The organism is Burkholderia sp. S171, from assembly GCF_009766085.1.
Lineage (GTDB): Bacteria > Pseudomonadota > Gammaproteobacteria > Burkholderiales > Burkholderiaceae > Caballeronia.
Map to the genome: position 1 here is coordinate 496,430 of NZ_LMUF01000030.1, position 18,440 is coordinate 514,869.

At 59.1% G+C, this 18,440-nt stretch carries 12 protein-coding genes; 8 read left to right on the forward strand and 4 right to left on the reverse strand.

The features are described from left to right. The first annotated feature begins 32 nt into the window (after positions 1 to 32). Positions 33 to 4,136 (forward strand): ATP-dependent RNA helicase HrpA, encoded by a 4,104-nt coding sequence (gene hrpA, locus GSQ93_RS16085; protein WP_254073893.1) that lies wholly within the window; start codon positions 33 to 35, stop codon positions 4,134 to 4,136. 64 nt (positions 4,137 to 4,200) lie between these two features. On the opposite strand, the gene GSQ93_RS16090 is transcribed toward hrpA, so the two are convergent. Both GSQ93_RS16090 and GSQ93_RS16095 read right to left on the reverse strand, forming a co-directional pair. Beyond that, positions 4,201 to 4,752 (reverse strand): outer membrane protein assembly factor BamE, encoded by a 552-nt coding sequence (locus GSQ93_RS16090; RefSeq protein ID WP_158936638.1) that lies wholly within the window; start codon positions 4,750 to 4,752, stop codon positions 4,201 to 4,203. A gap of 89 nt (positions 4,753 to 4,841) precedes the next feature. After that, positions 4,842 to 7,664, reverse strand: a complete 2,823-nt coding sequence (locus GSQ93_RS16095) for a YadA-like family protein (RefSeq protein ID WP_158936639.1) — start codon at positions 7,662 to 7,664, stop codon at positions 4,842 to 4,844. 515 nt (positions 7,665 to 8,179) lie between these two features. Here GSQ93_RS16095 and GSQ93_RS16100 point away from each other — a divergent pair. From GSQ93_RS16100 to GSQ93_RS16115, 4 genes are all read left to right on the forward strand, one after another. Next, the gene (locus tag GSQ93_RS16100) at positions 8,180 to 9,190 is read left to right on the forward strand and encodes a beta-propeller fold lactonase family protein (protein ID WP_158936640.1); all 1,011 of its coding nucleotides are present in this window, start codon (positions 8,180 to 8,182) and stop codon (positions 9,188 to 9,190) included. A gap of 85 nt (positions 9,191 to 9,275) precedes the next feature. After that, positions 9,276 to 10,301 (forward strand): sterol desaturase family protein, encoded by a 1,026-nt coding sequence (locus GSQ93_RS16105; RefSeq protein ID WP_158936641.1) that lies wholly within the window; start codon positions 9,276 to 9,278, stop codon positions 10,299 to 10,301. Positions 10,302 to 10,495: 194 nt separating this feature from the next. After that, positions 10,496 to 11,353: an EI24 domain-containing protein gene (locus tag GSQ93_RS16110; RefSeq protein WP_158936642.1), complete on the forward strand. Its 858-nt coding sequence runs from the start codon at positions 10,496 to 10,498 to the stop codon at positions 11,351 to 11,353. A 22-nt stretch (positions 11,354 to 11,375) separates the two neighbouring features. Next, entirely contained in the window at positions 11,376 to 12,188 is an 813-nt protein-coding gene (locus GSQ93_RS16115) for a molybdopterin-binding protein (RefSeq protein ID WP_158936643.1), read from the forward strand. Between the two features lie 33 nt (positions 12,189 to 12,221). Here GSQ93_RS16115 and GSQ93_RS16120 read toward each other — a convergent pair whose 3' ends face one another. Next, positions 12,222 to 12,686 (reverse strand): rhodanese-like domain-containing protein, encoded by a 465-nt coding sequence (locus GSQ93_RS16120; protein ID WP_158936644.1) that lies wholly within the window; start codon positions 12,684 to 12,686, stop codon positions 12,222 to 12,224. 367 nt (positions 12,687 to 13,053) lie between these two features. Here GSQ93_RS16120 and glnA point away from each other — a divergent pair, with 367 nt between their 5' ends. From glnA to ntrC, 3 genes are all read left to right on the forward strand, one after another. Then, entirely contained in the window at positions 13,054 to 14,469 is a 1,416-nt protein-coding gene (glnA, locus tag GSQ93_RS16125) for a type I glutamate--ammonia ligase (RefSeq protein WP_089165603.1), read from the forward strand. A 181-nt stretch (positions 14,470 to 14,650) separates the two neighbouring features. Beyond that, positions 14,651 to 15,796 (forward strand): nitrogen regulation protein NR(II), encoded by a 1,146-nt coding sequence (glnL, locus tag GSQ93_RS16130; RefSeq protein WP_158936645.1) that lies wholly within the window; start codon positions 14,651 to 14,653, stop codon positions 15,794 to 15,796. A gap of 148 nt (positions 15,797 to 15,944) precedes the next feature. After that, positions 15,945 to 17,450 carry a nitrogen regulation protein NR(I) gene (gene ntrC, locus GSQ93_RS16135; RefSeq protein ID WP_158936646.1) on the forward strand — a complete coding sequence of 502 codons (1,506 nt, stop codon included), beginning with the start codon at positions 15,945 to 15,947 and terminating at the stop codon, positions 17,448 to 17,450. Positions 17,451 to 17,600: 150 nt separating this feature from the next. On the opposite strand, the gene xth is transcribed toward ntrC, so the two are convergent. Beyond that, on the reverse strand, positions 17,601 to 18,392 hold the full coding sequence (gene xth, locus GSQ93_RS16140) for an exodeoxyribonuclease III (RefSeq protein WP_158936647.1): 792 nt from the start codon (positions 18,390 to 18,392) through the stop codon (positions 17,601 to 17,603). Between the last annotated feature and the right edge of the window lie 48 nt (positions 18,393 to 18,440).

Here is an 18,440-nt window from a genome sequence, read left to right on the forward strand (position 1 = left end):
CGAATGTCAAGAACGGCGCCTCCAATTCGTCGGTGGCGCAACACGCAGCGCAAAAGCCTCAACATGCCGAGTCGAGCGGAGAGCAGCGCGTTCGTCGCGGTCCTCCCGATGCCGAGGCCAGCGCAGCTTCCCGTCCCTCGCCTCAGGGCGCCCGGCCGCCCAAAGAAGCGCGTGCGTCCCAAAACGCTCAACAGCGGTCGAATGCGCAAACCGACGCCTCAAACGCGCCGCGTCGCGACACGCCACGCCCGCGCCGCGTAGTCGAGCCGAATCCCATTCCGCCGATCCGTTTCCCGGAAACGCTACCCGTCTCCGCTCGACGCGATGAAATCGCCGCCGCGATCCAGGCGAATCAGGTCGTGATTGTCAGCGGCGAGACAGGCTCCGGAAAAACAACGCAGCTACCTAAAATTTGTCTGGCCCTCGGCCGAGGCCTTGGCGCAGGCGGTTCGGGGCTGATCGGCCACACGCAGCCGCGGCGCATCGCGGCATCGGCGACGGGACGGCGGATCGCCGAAGAACTCGGTACGCCATTCGGTGAAGTGGTTGGCTACAAGGTGCGCTTCACGGACAACTTGTCGCCGGGCGCGTCGGTGAAACTGATGACCGACGGCATTTTGCTGGCCGAAACGCAGACCGATCCGCTGCTCGCCGCCTACGACACGATCATCATCGACGAAGCGCACGAGCGCAGCCTGAATATCGATTTCCTGCTCGGCTATTTGCGTGAAATCCTGCCGCGACGTCCGGATTTGAAGGTGATCGTGACATCGGCGACGATTGATGCCGATCGGTTCGCCCGCCATTTTGGCAGCGACGAAAAACCCGCACCGGTGATTGAGGTGAGCGGGCGGTTGTATCCGGTCGAGGTGCGGTATCGCCCGGTCGAAGAGGATAGCCCGGCGATAAAAGCCGCGCAGGGAACCACGCCCGGCACGCAGCAAAAAGATCGGCCGGATCGTCCAAAAAATCAGCGCGAAAACGATCGCGATCTGATGGAAGCGATTGTTGACGCGGTCGATGAACTCTGCCGCGAAGGTCCCGGCGATGTCCTCGTTTTTCTTCCTGGCGAGCGCGAAATCCGCGACGCCGCCGAAGCGCTGCGCAAGCACCATCCGCCGCACACGGAAATCCTGCCGCTGTTCGCGCGCCTTTCCGCGGCCGAGCAGGAGCGTGTGTTCAAGACATCGAACGCACGGCGCATCGTGCTGTCGACGAACGTCGCGGAAACGTCGTTGACGGTGCCCGGGATTCGCTATGTCGTCGATACCGGCCTCGCTCGCGTAAAACGCTATTCGTATCGCAACAAAGTGGAGCAGTTGCAGATCGAACCGATCTCGCAAAGCTCGGCGAACCAGCGCGCGGGCCGTTGCGGTCGCGTGGCCGACGGCGTGTGCATTCGTCTCTACGAGGAAGACGATTACAACCTTCGCGTGCGGTTCACCGATCCGGAAATCCTGCGGTCGTCGCTGGCGGCAGTGATCTTGCGGATGAAATCGCTGCACCTGACGGCTATTGAAACGTTTCCGTTTCTCGAACCGCCGCCGGGCCGTGCAATCGCCGATGGTTATCAACTGCTGAACGAACTCGGCGCCGTCGATGACGACAACGCGCTCACGCCGCTCGGCCGCGAACTCGCGCGTTTGCCCCTCGATCCGCGCGTCGGCCGGATGATTCTTGCCGCGCGTGATCATCAGTCGTTGCGCGAAGTCTTGATCATCGCCAGCGCGTTGTCCGTTCAGGACCCGCGCGACCGGCCGATCGAGGCGCAGGAACAAGCGGATCTGGCGCACAAGAAATTTGCCGATGAGCGCTCCGAATTCCTGCAGTGGACGAAAATCTGGGCGTGGTTCGAGGATGCGATCGCGCACAAAAAATCGAACAAGCAACTCACCGATGCATGCCGCGCGAACTTTTTGAATCACGTGCGTCTGCGTGAATGGCGCGACGTCCATTCGCAATTGCTGACCGTCGTGCGCGAACATGGCTGGCGTCTGAACGAATCCGAGGCGACGTTTGAGCAGATTCATCTCGCCTTGCTGACCGGTCTGCTTGGCAACGTAGGTCTCAAGGCCGATGACGAGCCGTATTACCTCGGCGCACGCGGTATCAAGTTTTATCTGTGGCCGGGTTCAGCGCTGTTGAAGAAGGCAGGGCGTTGGGTCGTAGCCGGCGAACTCGTGGAAACGAGCCGGCTCTACGCGCGATGTATCGCGAAAATCGAACCTGAATGGCTTGAGCAAGTCGGCGCGCATTTGCTGCGCAAATCGATTTCCGAACCGCATTGGGAAAAGAAAGCCGCGCAAGTGGCGGCGTTCGAACGCGCAACGCTGCATGGCCTGACTGTCTATGCGCGTCGACGCGTGAGCTTTGGCAAACAAGACCCGCAGCGGGCGCGTGAATTGTTTATTCGTGGCGCGCTGGTGGACGGCGAATTCGAGACCAAGCTGCCGTTTTTCGCGCACAACCGCAAGCTGCTGGCAGATATCGAACAGTTGGAGCACAAGTCGCGTCGGCAGGATGTGCTCGTCGATGACGAATTGATCTTCGGTTTCTACGACTCGCTTGTGCCGAAGGGCATTTATTCGGGCGCGGCGTTTGAGCGCTGGTATCGCGATGAGGAAAAGAAGGAGGGCGCGTCACGCCGGTTGTTCCTCTCCCGCGATGATTTGATGCGCCACGAAGCCGCAGGCATCACGACCGATCTGTTCCCCAAACGGATGACGATGGCCGGCATCGAGATGACGCTGACTTATCATTTCGAGCCCGGTTCTCCGCGCGATGGCGTGACGCTCACCGTGCCGCTGTTCGGCCTGAATCAAGTCGATGCCCGCCGCTCCGAATGGCTGGTTCGCGGCATGCTGAAGGAGAAAATTCAGTTGCTGCTGAAGTCGTTGCCGCAGAAATTGCGGCGGCATCTTGTGCCGCTGCCCGAATTTTCTTCGGGCGTGGTCGAGCGGCACAGCGGCAAGACGTTCGGCGCGGGCGGTTTGCTCGAAGCGCTCATTGCGGATATTCGCGAGCAGACGCAAATCGCGATGAAACAGTCGGACTTCAAGCTCGAAACGCTGCCGGCGCATTTGTTCATGAACTTCAAGGTCATCGACGAACATGGCCGGCAACTCGCGATGGGCCGCAACCTCGCGCAATTGCGTACGGAACTAGGCGGCCAGGCGCAGCAGCATTTTCAGAAGCTCGCTGCCGGCGCGACACTGGATATGGGTGATGACGCGTCGGCGCCCGTGACGCGAAACGCATCGACGTCCGATTCTTCAAGCACCGCGCTCTACGAAAACCTCACCACATGGGATTTCGGAAAGCTGCCCGAATTGCTTGAAATTCGGCGGCGCGGCCAGACGCTTTTCGGCTATCCGGCATTGGTCGATCGGGCAACGCATTGCGACGTTGAAGTATTCGATTCGCCGGAAGAAGCGGCACGGATTCATCGGGCCGGTTTGCGTCGGCTGTTTGCGTTGCAACTGCGTGAGCCGATCCGGTATCTTGAGCGCAATCTGAGTGGATTGCGCGAGATGTCGCTGCAATACATGGCGCTGGGTTCGCAGGAAGAGCTGGGCAGTCAGATTATAGAAACGGCGCTGGATCGTGCATGTCTGCAAGATCCGCTTCCCGATAACGACGCCGATTTCTACGCGCGTCGTGATTCCGGCAAGAGCCGCTTGACACTCCTTGCACAGGAGATCGCGCGGCTCGCCGGGCAGATCCTGGCGGACTATGCAACCGTCTCGAAGAAGTTGACGCAGGTTAAATCGTTCGGCGCACCGTACGCGGATATGGTCGGGCAATTAAACGCGCTGATCGGCAAGCGTTTTATTATCGATACGCCTTACGCGCAGTTGTCCCACTTCCCGCGTTATCTGAACGCGATGGCGTTACGAATCGACAAATTGAAGGCAGATGCTGTGCGGGACGCGCGGTTGTCGGCGGAGATCGCGCCGCTGTTGCAAAACTATCAGCGGGCGATTGCGCAACGCGGCGGGGTGGCGGATGCGCGATTGAGCGAATACCGATGGTTACTGGAGGAATTGCGTGTGTCGCTATTCGCGCAAGAACTTCGGACACCCATGCCGATTTCGGTCAAGCGTTTGTACAAAGTATGGGAATCGATGCAGCGGTGATCCATGTGAAAAAGCGCGAGACGCGGCGGGTAGCCGGCTCGCGCTTGACGGGGTTCTACAACGATTAGTTCGTCGTTCCGCCCGAGGACGGCATAACTTCGAGACTCAGGGGCGCAGCCGTTAAAACGCTGGGCTCAGTGCTCACCGAACCGCTAGCCTCCGTGCTGATAGGCGTTACCACATACTTGTGCCATTTTCCGTCGGCCAACGTTTCTACGCTGTCACCGCACTTGCGATAGAAATTGCGCGCTTCGTCAGTTGACGTGAACACCGCTTTTAACTGGCAGACCATTTGCGGCGCACCAGCCTCGTTCGTGACGTTCAGAACATAATCCCATTCGCGGACGCCGAAGAATCCTTCCTGGAATTGCGGACGGCCGAGGAGTGCTGCAACCTGGTTTTTATTCATGCCAGGCTTGAGCTTGCGCAAGGCTTCGGTTAACGGGTAGCTACCGCCGCTGCTCGACGCCGAGTTGACTGCCGGAAATACCAGTTGGTCTTTGCTGCCATCGCTCGAAAGCTTGCTACCCGTACCGCAGCCTGACAACAAAAGGGCCACGACGAGCGAGGCGGCGAAAGGAAGTGCACGCGATGGTTTGCGGAGGGTGAAGTTCATCTCTTGATCGGATCCGTTGTTTTCATTAACTCGGTGCCGCGGGCTTTTGCTGCTCGCCCGCGACACTACCTCTACCTGACTACGCTGGCTTACCAGTGCATGCCGGCGCCGACGGAAACGCCGAACTGACCGCGCGTGCTCGTCGTGCCGCTGACCTTGTAAGCCCAGATGCCGTTATCGGAAAGTTGCGACACTCCGATAGCAACAGCCGATTGGCCGCCGTACGTGCCGCCGCCCAAGGCCACCATGCCGCGGCCTGGCAGGACTGCTTGCGGCAAGCCTGCGACTGCGAGTGCCGACGCCGTGCCGGCGTACGCGTCACGGCGAGCGCCTTCGGTCTGCGAGTCGGTGTAGTCGTTCGCCGACTTAAGCGTGCTGCCTGCACTTTGGTTCAACTGGTTCACATTGACTGCGTCGGTGCCTTGCGTGCCGGCTGCGACGTTCGTGATTTGACGTTCGCTGCCAGCGGCGCCTACCGAAACCGTATTCGCACGATCCGCGACCGAGTTCTGGCCGAGTGCTACTGAGTTGTTCGCAGTTGCTTGAGCGCCATTGCCCATGGCAACTCCGCCTGTGCCGGAAGCGACCGAGTTCTGGCCGAGTGCTACGGTACTGGCGGCGGAAGCTTGAGCGCCGTTACCCATCGCAACTGAACCCGTGCCAGCTGCCAGTGCGTTTTGGCCCACCGCAGTGGCGTTGTCGGCTGTAGCTTGAGCGCCGCTGCCCATTGCCACCGAGCCTGCACCGGTAGCCACTGCTTTCGCACCGACCGCCACCGCCTGCGTGCCCGTTGCCGATGCCGCGTCCGTGTCGCGATCACCATCCGCGCTGAACAGGGGATCCTTGGCGTCGATCACGGCGTTATTCACTGCCGCCGTGACTGCGTTGTTCACCGCGTTGTTGACAACATCGCCAACTGACGCGTTGACCTGACCGATTGCATCGTTAAGCTGACCAACGTTCACTGCATCGGTTGTATCTACGCCGGCCGCGACATTGTGAAGTGCCGTACCGCTGGTGCCTTCGAGCGTCACGCTGTCGTGATTGACCGAGCCGTCGGCATTGCGGTCGTATTTGACTGCGCCGTCGGCGGCTGTAGTTGCCGTTGCAACGGCCGCTGCTGCTTGGTCACTGACCGCTTTCAACTGAGCAACGTTGACCGCGTCAGTATCCAGCGCTCCGGCTGAAACGCCGCTGATCGTGCGGCCACCAACGTTGACTTCGCCCGTTGATGTCTGCGGTGCTGTCAGGCCGTAAGCGTTATAGCTTGGCTGCGCGCCGATGGTCGTTGCCGAGCCCGCGCCGAGGGCTACGCTGTTCTCATTGTTTGCGATTGCGTTGTTGCCAATAGCGATTGAGTTTGCGAACGCGGCGTTCGCTTGCGAACCAAATGCGATGCTGCTTGTGCCCGCTGCGGTTGCGTTGTGGCCCACAGCGATTGAGTCGACCGCGGTAGCTTGTGCGGTATCGCCAATGGCGGTAGCGTCGGCTCCAGCTGCCAAAGAATTTACGCCGATGGCGATTGTTTGTTGTTCGTACGCGGCGGCCTGAAAACCCACTGCGATTGAGTTATCCGAGGCAAACGAGCGTGCGCCGTTAGCAACCGAATTTACCCCGGCCGCCGTCGAAAATTCGCCAACGGCGGTGGTATTGACGCCTTGAGCAGTCGCGTTGCTGCCAATCGCAGTGGCGCCGTCCTGAAGGGCGTTGGCTAACGTTCCGACGGCAACCGCTGCTACTCCGGCGGCTGTTGCCTGATGCCCAAGCGCGACGGTATCTACGTTCGCAGCGTTCGAGATCGTACCGATTGCGATCGAGTTTTCGGCTGATGCGCTGGCGCGCGAGCCCGCAGCAAACGAGGTCAAACCGCTAGCTTGTGCATTCGAACCCACGGCCGTCGCACCGATAGCGGAGGCAGTGGCAAGCGGGCCAATGGCGCTCGCCATAGACGCGCTCGATTTAGCGGTGTCCCCAATGGCAACTGCACTGGTGTCAAGTGCAAGGGCGTCGACGCCCACGGCGGCTGCCCGATCTGCAGTTGCCGCAGAGTGTGCACCCACGGCGACCGAGCTGGCGCCAGCGGCAGCGGCGTAAGCGCCTGTCGCTAATGCGTTAGAACCAGCCGCTTCGGCATATGCGCCGACAGCGTTTGATTGTAAGCCGGACGCGGTAGCCGATACGCCGAGTGCTACAGCGCTCGCTGCTGTGGAGGCAGAACCTGTCCCAATGGCGACAGAATCAGTCGCCTGTGCGTTTGCACCGGTGCCGAAAGCGATCGCGTTATTTCCTTGGGCTTGTGACGTTGCGCCGATCGCATTTGAACCGTCACCGGCAGCAAGTGCGTTTGCGCCAATACTGGTGGACTGCGCGCCAGCGGCTGATGCCGTGTCGCCGAGCGCGATTGCGCTGCTTCCGGTAGTGGACGACAGGACGCCAAAAGCAACCGATCTGTCGCCGTGGGCTTCGGCTTTTACGCCTACGGCGGTACTGCTATCGCCAGTCGCCCAACTTCCTGAGCCCAACGCTGTGGATGCATTTGCCGAGGCATTCGCCCCAATTCCGAATGCGCTGCCACCGGAACCCGCGTTAGCGGAGGAACCTACGGCGGTTGAGCGGTCGCCTTTCGCTTGCGCGTTGTCGCCAACCGCAGTTGCATATGCGCCCGAAGCCATGCCCGCCTTCGCGGCTGCATTGGGGCCGACGACGACGGAGTAATCGCCCGTTCCGGAACCTGCCCAGTCATCAGCATGCGCGCCAGAGGCAGCAACGAGTCCGCCAATGCCGATCACTACGGCTTGCACCATCGCGAGCTTGCGTGCCGAAGACCGCTTGGTCTTCGATTTGGACGTCTCGGAAGCCGCGACCCACGTGCCTGAGGATTCGTTCCAGACTGCTTTAAAGATTCTATTCATGAAAGAAGGATGTCTAACAATTTGACAAATACATGTCGGGTTGATCGATGGAAAGCGTCGCGCCAGTGCCTGCCTAAAGTGGTAAGGCGGCATCTGGACACGGCGTTTCCTTGGAACGAGGATCTCCCGCCTCGTAAGTTCTGGCCCGCTCGGGCGTCGGACAGCCTTCCTGCATTGCTACGTTCGGACTCAGAAGGGTGGGATGATCGCGGTTATCGCGTTTTCGAAATACACGATCTTTCCTAAAGTGATCGAGATGAATGAAAGATAGTTTGCATTGCAAATTAAATTAAAAATGTGTCATTTTTTGTCTCGCATGCATCGTCCGCATGCATCGTCTGACGGGCATTCTTTCCGTGAAAGCTCGCGCCGAACCCAGCCTCGATAAATGCATCGAACCGAGTTCCGGAGTATTTGCAGCGTCAATGCCAAAAATGCCAGAAACCCGTTCTGGATCAACACTCTGGTTGGCGCAAACGTTCTACAATGGCGACTGTTTTTCGACCCGAGTCTTCATGCGCAATTCTCTCCGTACTCGTTTCTCTCGCGCGACCGCTGCTACTGCTGCACTGATCGCTGCTTTTTCTGTCACCGCGCCGGTTCACGCCAACAACGTGATCGTGCTGAATTCAGGCGAGGCCACACTGAGTCTTATCGACGAGGCCACTCGCCAGGTCGTGTCGACCATTCCGACGGGCAAGGAACCGCACCACCTGATGGCGACGCCGGACAACGCGTCGCTGATCGTGGCGAATTCGGTGTCGAACAACCTGATGTTCATCGACCCGAAAACGGGCAAACCGCAGCGCTGGGTTGAGAACATCGAGGATCCGTATCAGGTCGGTTTTTCGCCCGACAAGAAGTGGTTCGTGTCAACGGGCTTGCGGCTCGACCGGCTGGATATCTATCGGTACGACGGCATGAATGTTTCGATCGCGAAGCGCATACCGCTGGCGGTCATGCCTAGCCACATTGCGTTCACGAACGACAGCAAGACGGCGTTCATCTCGCTGCAGGTATCTGGAGAAGTCGCAGCAATCGACCTGGCAACGCAGACGGTGAAATGGAAGATGAAGGTCGGTCCGGTGCCTGCCGGCCTCTGGATGACACCGAATGACAAATATCTGCTCGTCGGCATGACCGGTGCGGATTACGTGGCGGTCATCGACTGGCGTACGCAGAAAATCGTGAAAACGATCAAAACGGGCAACGGCGCGCACAACTTCCGCTCACTGGCGGACGGCAAGCATGTCGTGGTCTCGAACCGGGTTGCGAGCACGATCAGCATCATTGACCAGGATGCGCTGACGAATGTCGGCGACATCACAGGCTTGCTGCCCGGTCCTGACGATATGGAACTTTCCGCTGACAAACGTTATCTTTGGGTAACGTTTCGGTTTGCGAAGAAGGTTGGCATTATTGATCTGACAAATCGCAAGCTTATCCAGACAATCGCTGTGGGCCGTTCTCCGCATGGTATTTACTTTTTCGATCGTGCTCCGGTGACCGGCCCGAATGGCGGCTGAGATCGGCGGTCGAAGAAGAGCTTGAATTGAAGGTTTAGGGGCCGCCAGGGTAAGCGGCGGCGCCCCGTAACAGTATCGGAGCACCATGTTTCATTCCATTTTTTCCCTTTTCGACGCATTCGTCTCGACGATACAGACCTGGCTGTACATCGACGTCGTGCAGCCGTTCCTGTTCAAAGCCGGTTTGATGGGTTATGACGAAGACACTTATGACGCGCTCTATTGGGTGATTGTGGGTGTGCTCGAAGTGCTGGTCATGTACGCGGTCCTGCGACCGCTTGAGGCCTTGCGGCCGGCCGAGAAGTGGCAGAACAGGAAAGGCGTGCGGGTGGACGCGCTGTATACCTGGATCGTCAAGCTGGGCATTCTGAATCTGTTCTTTTTCTTCACCTTTCAGCCATTCTTTGACAGTTTTCAGAGTTGGCTGCGACTGCACAACATTGCCAACGTCGAGCTCGACAATCTTTGGCCTGGTGTCACATCTCAGCCGATTATCGCGTTCGTTATTTATCTGGTCGTGCTCGATTTCGCCGGTTATTGGTATCACCGTATGGAGCACCGGATCGGCATCTGGTGGGAATTGCACGCGGTCCATCACAGTCAGCAAAAGATGTCGCTATGGACCGACGACCGGAATCATCTGCTCGACAACGTCATGCAGGCGGGCTTTTTCGCCGCTGTGGCGTTGGTGATTGGTGTGCAGCCATCGCAGTTCGTGGTGCTCGTCGCAATCACCAATCTGATGCAGAGCGTCCAGCACGCGAATATCCGGTTGCACTTCGGCTGGCTTGGCGAGCGCTTGATCGTGAGCCCGACGTTCCATCGGCGGCACCATGCGATTGGCTATGGTCACGAAGGCACCACCTACGGATGCAATTTCGGCGTGCTGCTGCCATGGTGGGACATGCTGTTCAGAAGCGTGTCGTGGAATCGAGAGATCGAGCCGACCGGCATCCGCGATCAACTGGCGGTTGCCGACAAGCCTGGGCGCAATTACGGCGACGGCTTCATCGAGCAGCACTGGCTTGCGTTCAAGCGGATAGGGGAGCGCATCGTGTCGCATCGGGCGACTCGTGCGCCGGGCTCGGATTCGGACGCAACCGCCGTTTGAGTGGTCATGCTTGATCAACCCGCTCCGGGCGTATGCGTTTGTTTGAACCTACGCAATTTGTAGCGTCTCAGTCCTCTTCGCCGGCTTCGAGCCGGCGAAGTTGTTTTAACTGGCAGCGTTAGCCAAACGGACGAGCAGCGCATCACGCGCTCAGTGGTTTATCCTGTCTTCTTTCCCTTTCAGACGACCTTTGCATGAATGACTTGCTGCGTTCGTTCGTGCGCGCGCTCGCGAACGCTTTTCACCCGAGAATGCTTTGGCTGACCTTCATGCCGTTCGCTGTGGCGACCGTTGCATGGGGCGCCGTGCTGTGGTTTTTCTGGCAAACGCTGACAGGCGCCGCGCGTAATTGGCTTGGCGGCTGGGCGCTTACTTCCGCCATGTACCGGCTCTTCGATTCGATCGGGTTTTCGTCGTTACACGCGGTGATTGCACCGTTTTTTATCGTGATCATGGCGATTCCGTTGATTGTCGTGACCATTTTGCTGCTCATCGCGACGCTTTCCATGCCTTCAGTGATCAAGCTGCTGACGCGGCGTCAGTACGCATCGCTTGAAATGCGGCGCGGGGGCTCCTGGTACGGCAGTCTCGGGCACTCAGTGGTCACGACCGTCGTGTGTCTCGTGCTGCTGGTCGTGACGTTGCCGTTGTGGCTGATCCCGCCGTTTTTCGCGATCATTCCGCCCGTGTTGTGGGGCTGGCTGACTTACCGGGTCATGACGTATGACGCGCTCGCGTTGCATGCGAGCGCAGAGGAGCGGCGCGCTATCGTGCGTCGTGCGCGCTGGCCTTTGTTCGGGATCGGCGTGATCAGCGGGCTGCTGGGCTCGTTGCCAACCATGCTATGGGCGTGGTCGGTCTGGCTCTTGCCGTTGTTTCCGGTCGTCGCGGCGGCGACCATCTGGATCTACGCATTCATCCTCGTTTTTTCGGCGCTTTGGTTCGCGCACTATTGCCTGCATGCACTGGAGCGTCTGCGGACGGAAACCACTGCTGCGCCGCCGCCGTTGAGCGGTCCCGGCGCGGCGTCCGAGTTGCGAATTTCAGGCTAATCTTCAAGATCAGGGAGTATTCATGGGCTTTGGCATGATCATCATTGGCGACGAGATATTGTCCGGTCGAAGGACCGACAAGCATCTGCCAAAAGTTATCGAATTGTTGTCGGCGAGGGGATTGTCGCTGGACTGGGCGGAGTATGTTGGTGACGACCGTGAACGCATCACGCCTACGCTCAAGCGTGCATTCGCGTCGGGCGATATCGTATTTTCAACGGGTGGGATTGGTGCCACACCTGATGACCACACGCGCCAATGTGCGGCCGCTGCGCTTGGGGTGCCGCTTGAGTTGCATCCGGAAGCAGCCGAACTGATCCGGGCGCGGATCAAGGAAACGGCGGGTGATAAACCGGTGGATCTCGACCTGCCGGAAAACCTGCATCGGTTGAACATGGGCACGTTCCCGAAGGGCGCCAGCATCATTCCAAACAGCTACAACCGGATTCCTGGCTTTTCAGCAGGGAACGTTCATTTCGTGCCCGGTTTCCCCGTCATGGCATGGCCGATGATCGAGTGGGTGCTGGACAACCAATACGCGAACCTGCATCACGCCACGCCTTATGTAGAGCGTTCAGTGCTGGTCTTCGGGTTGCCGGAATCGCGTATTACCCCGCTGATGGAATCGATCGAACGCGATTTCACCGGGGTGCGTGTTTTCAGCCTGCCAAGCGTCGGCGACGCAACGCGCGGGGAGGTCTTCGGGCGCGCTCACATTGACCTGGGAGTCAAAGGCGAGCCGGAAGCAGCGAACGCCGCGTTCGCCCGATTGCGCGAGGGCGTGGCCGCGCTCGGTGGCGAGATAGTGGAGATTGAACCGGGCGCAGCGGCGTAAGCCGCGACGAATTCGACCAATCAACCAGCGGATTTACGCGCCGATCCAGGGCAGGCCACGAAAGCACCAACCGGAGACGGTTTTGCGGTGACCCTGTCCGTCCTTGTCGCCCTCGAAGCCTTCGAGCAGGTCGAAGGCCTTCGTGAAACCTTCCTTTTGAGCGAGCACGGCTGCTAGTTTCGAACGCGCGGCGCTGCGGCAGAGAAACAGGACGGGCGTGTCGGGCGAGGCCACCTCGCGCAACTGCTGCATAAATGCCGTGTTCGGAACAGAGCCAGGATACTGAATCCATTCGATGTGCGAGTACTGCGCGGTATCAATCGCCGGCCGGCCGACCCAGTCGAGTTCAGCGCGCGTGCGCACGTCGACCAGGCGAACGGATGGGTCGAGTTGCAGAAGCTCGAACGCTTCGGCAGGCGGAATGGCGCCCGCGTAGGGCAACTGGTTTTGATCGGCGCGAAGGGTGGCCGGGGCGTACAACTGCTCGAGCGTGCTCATGGACGAGGTCTCCAATCGGACATTTTAATCAGGCATTCTAGCGTGCTGTCGGCGCTTCGTTCACGCGTGGCTGGCTTGGGTAGTTGAACGCATCGGACTGGTGCGGGGCGTTTGAATTGCCCCGAATCAGTGCTAACGTTACGGGTCTCAGTTTCTAATGCACCGAATATGTGCATAACGATGCGATTTTGATCGAGTAAGCCCCTTGAAGGGTAGTGGTGCTTCCCCGAAAAAGCGCGCAGCTTCAACCGCTTAGCGCAACAATGGTGCACTTGGCATGGAAGCTGCTTTTGACTCTGCCGATGGTTTCGAATCGGTTAGGCGGCGAATTGATATTCGTCGACTTTTGTTAATCAGGAGATAGGTAATGAGCAAATCCGTGGCCGACGTCATGCAACTCGTCAAGGACGAGGACGTCAAGTTTGTCGACTTCCGTTTCACCGACACGCGCGGTAAAGAACAACACGTTTCGGTGCCGGTTTCGGCATTCGACGAAGACAAATTTGAAAGCGGCCACGCTTTCGATGGTTCGTCTATCGCCGGCTGGAAGGGCATCGAAGCGTCGGACATGCTGCTGATCCCGGATGCGGATACCGCGTTCATCGACCCGTTCTATGAAGAGTCGACGCTCGTGATGTCCTGCGACGTGGTGGAACCGGCCGATGGCAAAGGCTATGAACGCGATCCGCGCTCGCTCGCGAAACGCGCTGAAGCGTATCTGAAGAGCTCGGGTCTGGGCGACGCCGCTTTCTTCGGTCCGGAACCCGAATTCTTCATTTTCGACTCGGTTCGCTGGAGTGCAGATCAGTCGGGCTGCTTCGTCAAGATCGGTTCTGAAGAAGCACCGTGGTCGTCGTCGATGGAATTCGAAGGCGGCAACACCGGTCACCGTCCGGGCACGAAGGGCGGTTATTTCCCGGTTGCGCCGGTCGACACGTTCCAGGACATGCGTTCGGAAATGTGCCTGCTGCTCGAGCAGATCGGCATTCCGGTCGAAGTCCACCACCACGAAGTGGCGGGCCAAGGCCAGAACGAAATCGGCACGAAGTTCTCGACGCTGGTTCAACGCGCCGACTGGACGCAGCAACTCAAGTACATCGTTCATAACGTGGCGCACACGTATGGCAAGACGGCTACGTTCATGCCGAAGCCAGTCGTGGGCGACAACGGTTCGGGCATGCACGTTCACCAGTCAATCTGGAAAGACGGCAAGAACCTGTTCGCGGGCGACGGATATGCAGGCCTGTCGGAATTCGCGTTGTTCTACATCGGCGGCATCATCAAGCATGCTCGCGCGCTGAACGCGATCACGAACCCGTCGACGAACTCGTACAAGCGTCTCGTGCCGCACTTCGAAGCACCGGTCAAGCTCGCTTACTCGGCGAAAAACCGTTCGGCTTCGATCCGCATTCCGCACGTGTCGAACCCGAAGGGCCGCCGTATCGAAACGCGTTTCCCGGATCCGATGGCGAACCCGTACCTGTGCTTCTCGGCGCTGATGATGGCCGGTCTGGATGGCGTGCAGAACAAGATCCACCCGGGCGAAGCTGCCGACAAGAACCTGTACGACCTGCCGCCGGAAGAGGATGCAAAGATCCCGACCGTGTGTGCCGGCCTCGACGAAGCGTTGGACGCGCTCAACGCTGATCGTGAGTTCCTGACGGTCGGCGGTGTGTTCACCGACTCCATGCTCGACGCGTATATCGAACTGAAGACGAATGAGCTGCAGCGCTATCGCCAGGCTGTGCATCCGATCGAGTTCGAAATGTACTACTCGCTGTAAAGCGCGTTGCATGGCGCACGTGCTTCTTCGTTTGATGTCATGCGGAGAAGTGCGTCGCCTGACGCGAAGCAGGAGTGTCGAATGATCGAAAAAGGGACGGCGTGCCGTCCCTTTTTTTAATCATCCGCACTTCTCCTGACAAGTTTCAAGACGGGTTTTAAAGACGGGGTCTCACTGCACGATGGTTCTCAAGAATCTCATCAAGGCGAGAAAGAGTCCTCCCGACAATTCGTTGTCCGACGACGCCACGCTCGTCGCTACGCATTTGCTGCCGGGCATGGAAGCGCTGCCCACGGTTGTGCTTGTGCTCGACAAGTCGAGCCTCAAGATCGCGTTCGCGAATCCATCGGCTGAAGCCATGCTTGAGCGTTCGCGCAAGCAACTGGCTCAAACCTCATGGCCCGAACTGTTCGCTAATGCGGACGAACTGGTGACGACCATTGCGTCGATTGCCGACCACCGTTTCAACGCAACACATCTCGACGCCGTGCTCGAACGGCCCGGCCGCGAGCCGCTGCACGTTCACGCGATCGTGGCCTATCTGGAAGTCGCACCGAATTACGTGCTGCTCGAACTGTTCGAGAACGAGCGGCATTTGAAGACCGACCGCGAAGAGCGTATTCACGATTTGACGGCGGTCAACAAGCAACTGATTCGCAACCTCGCGCATGAAATCAAGAATCCGCTTGGCGGCATTCGAGGCGCTGCGCAACTGCTCGAGTTCGAGCTGGGCGCGCGGGAACGCGACGAGTTGCGCGAATACACGCAGGTGATCATCAAGGAATCGGATCGTCTGCAAACACTGGTGGACCGGTTGCTCGAACCGCACCGGCATCCGCATATTGTTGGCGACGTGAACATTCACGAAGTATGCGAGCGTGTGCGCGCCGTGATTCTCGCGGAGTTTCCGCGTGGCCTCACGCTCGATCGCGATTACGACGTGAGCGTGCCCGACTTGCGCGGCGATAAAGAGCAGCTTATCCAGGCGTTGCTCAACATCGTGCGCAATGCGGCGGAAGCACTGCGCGAACGCATTTCACAAGGCGATGCGCGTATCGAGTTGCGTACGCGAATTGCGCGCAAAGTGACAATTGGCAAGCGCCTGCACAAACTGGCACTGGACTTGCATATCACTGACAACGGTCCCGGTATCCCGGAGGATATACGTGACCGGATTTTCTATCCGCTTGTGTCCGGGCGGGAAGACGGCAGTGGACTGGGTCTCACGCTCGCGCAGACTTTCGTTCAGCAGCACGATGGGTTGATCGAGGTGGAAAGCAAGCCGGGGTGCACCGAGTTCACCATCTTGTTGCCGTTTGAAGGTTGACCGGACACCGATGAAGGATCGAAGCACCGGAGTATCTGTAGTCAAGGATCGATCACGAGGATTCATCGACATTTTTGAAAAGCGCTAGAGCGCCTGACCGTTTCGACGGGCTTAAACCGAACCACACGAAGACATCTCGCCGAACTATATGAAGCCGATCTGGATAGTAGACGACGACCAATCCATCCGCTGGGTGCTTGAAAAAGCGCTCGCAAGAGAGAACTTCGCGACGCGCAGTTTTTCCGGCGTCCGCGACGCGCTCACAGCGCTCGAACAGGAAAGCCCGCAAGTGCTTGTGTCCGACATCCGCATGCCGGGAGGGTCGGGACTCGAATTGTTGCAAACTGTGCGCGATAAGCTGCCCGGTTTGCCGGTCATCATCATGACGGCGTTCTCCGATCTCGACAGCGCCGTGGCCGCGTTTCAGGGTGGTGCGTTCGAATACCTGGCGAAGCCGTTCGATGTCGACAAGGCCGTTGAACTGATCCGCCGCGCTGTCGATGAAAGCATGCGGGGCGAAGCGGCCTACGACAACAGCGTCACCGAAACGCCTGAGATGCTTGGCCAGGCGCCGGCGATGCAGGACATGTTTCGAGCCATCGGCCGTCTGTCACATTCCGCCGCCACTGTGCTCATCACGGGCGAATCAGGCACCGGAAAGGAGCTTGTCGCGCGTGCGCTGCACCGCCATAGCCCGCGCGCGAATGGGCCGTTCATTGCGTTGAACACCGCCGCGATCCCGAAGGATCTGCTCGAGTCCGAGTTGTTCGGCCACGAGCGCGGCGCGTTCACGGGTGCGCAGGCGATGCGCCAGGGACGGTTCGAGCAAGCTGAAAACGGTACGCTGTTTCTCGATGAAATCGGCGATATGCCGTTTGATCTGCAGACGCGTCTGTTGCGTGTGTTATCCGATGGGCAGTTTTATCGAGTGGGCGGGCACAACCCGTTGAAGGCGAACGTTCGCGTGATCGCGGCGACTCATCAGAACCTCGAATCCCGTGTGCGGCAAGGGTTGTTCCGTGAGGACTTGTATCACCGGCTGAATGTGATTCGATTGCGCTTGCCCGCGTTGCGCGAGCGTAGTGAAGACATCCCGTTGCTCACGCGGCATTTCCTGCAGAAAAGCGCACGCGATCTGGGTGTTGAGCCGAAGCGCGTGTCGGAAGATGCGCTTGGGTTCTTGGCATCGCTGCCATTTCCTGGCAACGTCCGGCAACTCGAAAACCTGTGTAACTGGCTGACCGTGATGGCGCCGGCGCAGACGATCGAGCAAAAGGATTTGCCGCCGGATCTCACGCCGACCCAGGAATACGCCGGTGAGAGCACTGCGCTGACAGCATCAGCGGTGGAAATGGGCGGTGGGTCGCATGCCGGACTATCTGGCGGGGCCAGCGGTTTGCCGGCTTCGCTTGGTACGCCGCCTGCCGGCGTTCCCGCGAGCGTTTGGGAAAACGGCTTGCGGACCGAGGTCGCGAGATTACTTCGCGAGAATACCGCCGATGTCATGGACGAACTCGCGCGGCGCTTTGAAGCTGCGGTGATCCGCGAGGCGCTCGACTTCACTCGCGGCCGCAAAGTGGAAGCGGCCGAGCGGTTGGGGATTGGCCGCAATACGATCACACGCAAGATCCAGGAATTGCATCTGGATGCTTGAGGTGGGTTGTAGAGGGCGTCTGGCGATGCCCTCGTTGCGGTCCTTTTAGCATTCAGGCATCAAGCAAGCTCTAAGCAACCCATAACGCAGTCGCCTACGGGCCTACGCGGCAAGTACAGCTTCCGCGTTAACGCTTCGCTCGCTCCGCTGCTAGCCATTTCCTACATCGCGAATCGTTGCGGTCACCGGCGCGTGATCCGAGGGCTGTTCCCACTTTCTCGGCACTTTGTCCACTTCGCACGCTGTGCATCGCGCGGCGAGTTCTGCCGTGACCAGAACGTGGTCGATGCGCAGTCCCGCGTTACGACGGAACCCGAGCATCCGATAATCCCACCATGTGTAAAGCTTCTCGGCCTGCTCGAACATGCGGAAGGTGTCGGTGAGTCCCAGTTCGATCAACTGCACGAAATGCGCGCGTTCTTCGGGCGAGACAAGGTTCTGGCCTTCCCACGCTTTCGGGTCGTGGACGTCGCGATCTTCCGGTGCGATGTTGTAGTCGCCCAGCAGGGCAAGTTGTGGATACGTTTTCATCTCGCTCTCGATCCAGTCGCGCAGCGCCTCGAGCCAGCGCATCTTGTACGCGAACTTTTCGGTCCCCGGCGCCTGGCCGTTGGGGAAATACGCCGAGATGATCCTCACGCCTTCGACGGTCGCGGCAATCACGCGTTGCTGCGGATCTTCGAACGCGGGGATGTTGCGTACGATCGTGATCTCGTCGACCGCCAGGCTGTCGCGTACCAGGATGCCGACGCCGTTATAGGTCTTCTGACCGGCGAACCAGCTTCTGTAGCCAACGGCCGCGAGTTCGGCGACGGGGAATTTGTCGTCGGTGAGCTTGAGTTCCTGCAAGCACAGCACGTCGACGCCGCTCGTTGCCAGCCAGTCGATCACATGCTGTTGGCGGACCTTGAGGGAGTTGACGTTCCAAGTAGCAATTTTCATTTGATTAGTGCGGTGATTGACTCTCGTCAGTGATGATCTGTAGGCGTG

What these genes read in the sequence shown, in the direction of transcription:
- GSQ93_RS16090 (WP_158936638.1), bottom strand. Translation starts at nt 4,752, where the DNA reads ATGAACTTCACCCTCCGCAAACCATCGCGTGCACTTCCTTTCGCCGCC.
- GSQ93_RS16095 (WP_158936639.1), bottom strand. Translation starts at nt 7,664, where the DNA reads ATGAATAGAATCTTTAAAGCAGTCTGGAACGAATCCTCAGGCACGTGG.
- GSQ93_RS16100 (WP_158936640.1), top strand. Translation starts at nt 8,180, where the DNA reads ATGCGCAATTCTCTCCGTACTCGTTTCTCTCGCGCGACCGCTGCTACT.
- GSQ93_RS16105 (WP_158936641.1), top strand. Translation starts at nt 9,276, where the DNA reads ATGTTTCATTCCATTTTTTCCCTTTTCGACGCATTCGTCTCGACGATA.
- GSQ93_RS16110 (WP_158936642.1), top strand. Translation starts at nt 10,496, where the DNA reads ATGAATGACTTGCTGCGTTCGTTCGTGCGCGCGCTCGCGAACGCTTTT.
- GSQ93_RS16115 (WP_158936643.1), top strand. Translation starts at nt 11,376, where the DNA reads ATGGGCTTTGGCATGATCATCATTGGCGACGAGATATTGTCCGGTCGA.
- GSQ93_RS16120 (WP_158936644.1), bottom strand. Translation starts at nt 12,686, where the DNA reads ATGAGCACGCTCGAGCAGTTGTACGCCCCGGCCACCCTTCGCGCCGAT.
- glnA (WP_089165603.1), top strand. Translation starts at nt 13,054, where the DNA reads ATGAGCAAATCCGTGGCCGACGTCATGCAACTCGTCAAGGACGAGGAC.
- glnL (WP_158936645.1), top strand. Translation starts at nt 14,651, where the DNA reads ATGGTTCTCAAGAATCTCATCAAGGCGAGAAAGAGTCCTCCCGACAAT.
- ntrC (WP_158936646.1), top strand. Translation starts at nt 15,945, where the DNA reads ATGAAGCCGATCTGGATAGTAGACGACGACCAATCCATCCGCTGGGTG.
- xth (WP_158936647.1), bottom strand. Translation starts at nt 18,392, where the DNA reads ATGAAAATTGCTACTTGGAACGTCAACTCCCTCAAGGTCCGCCAACAG.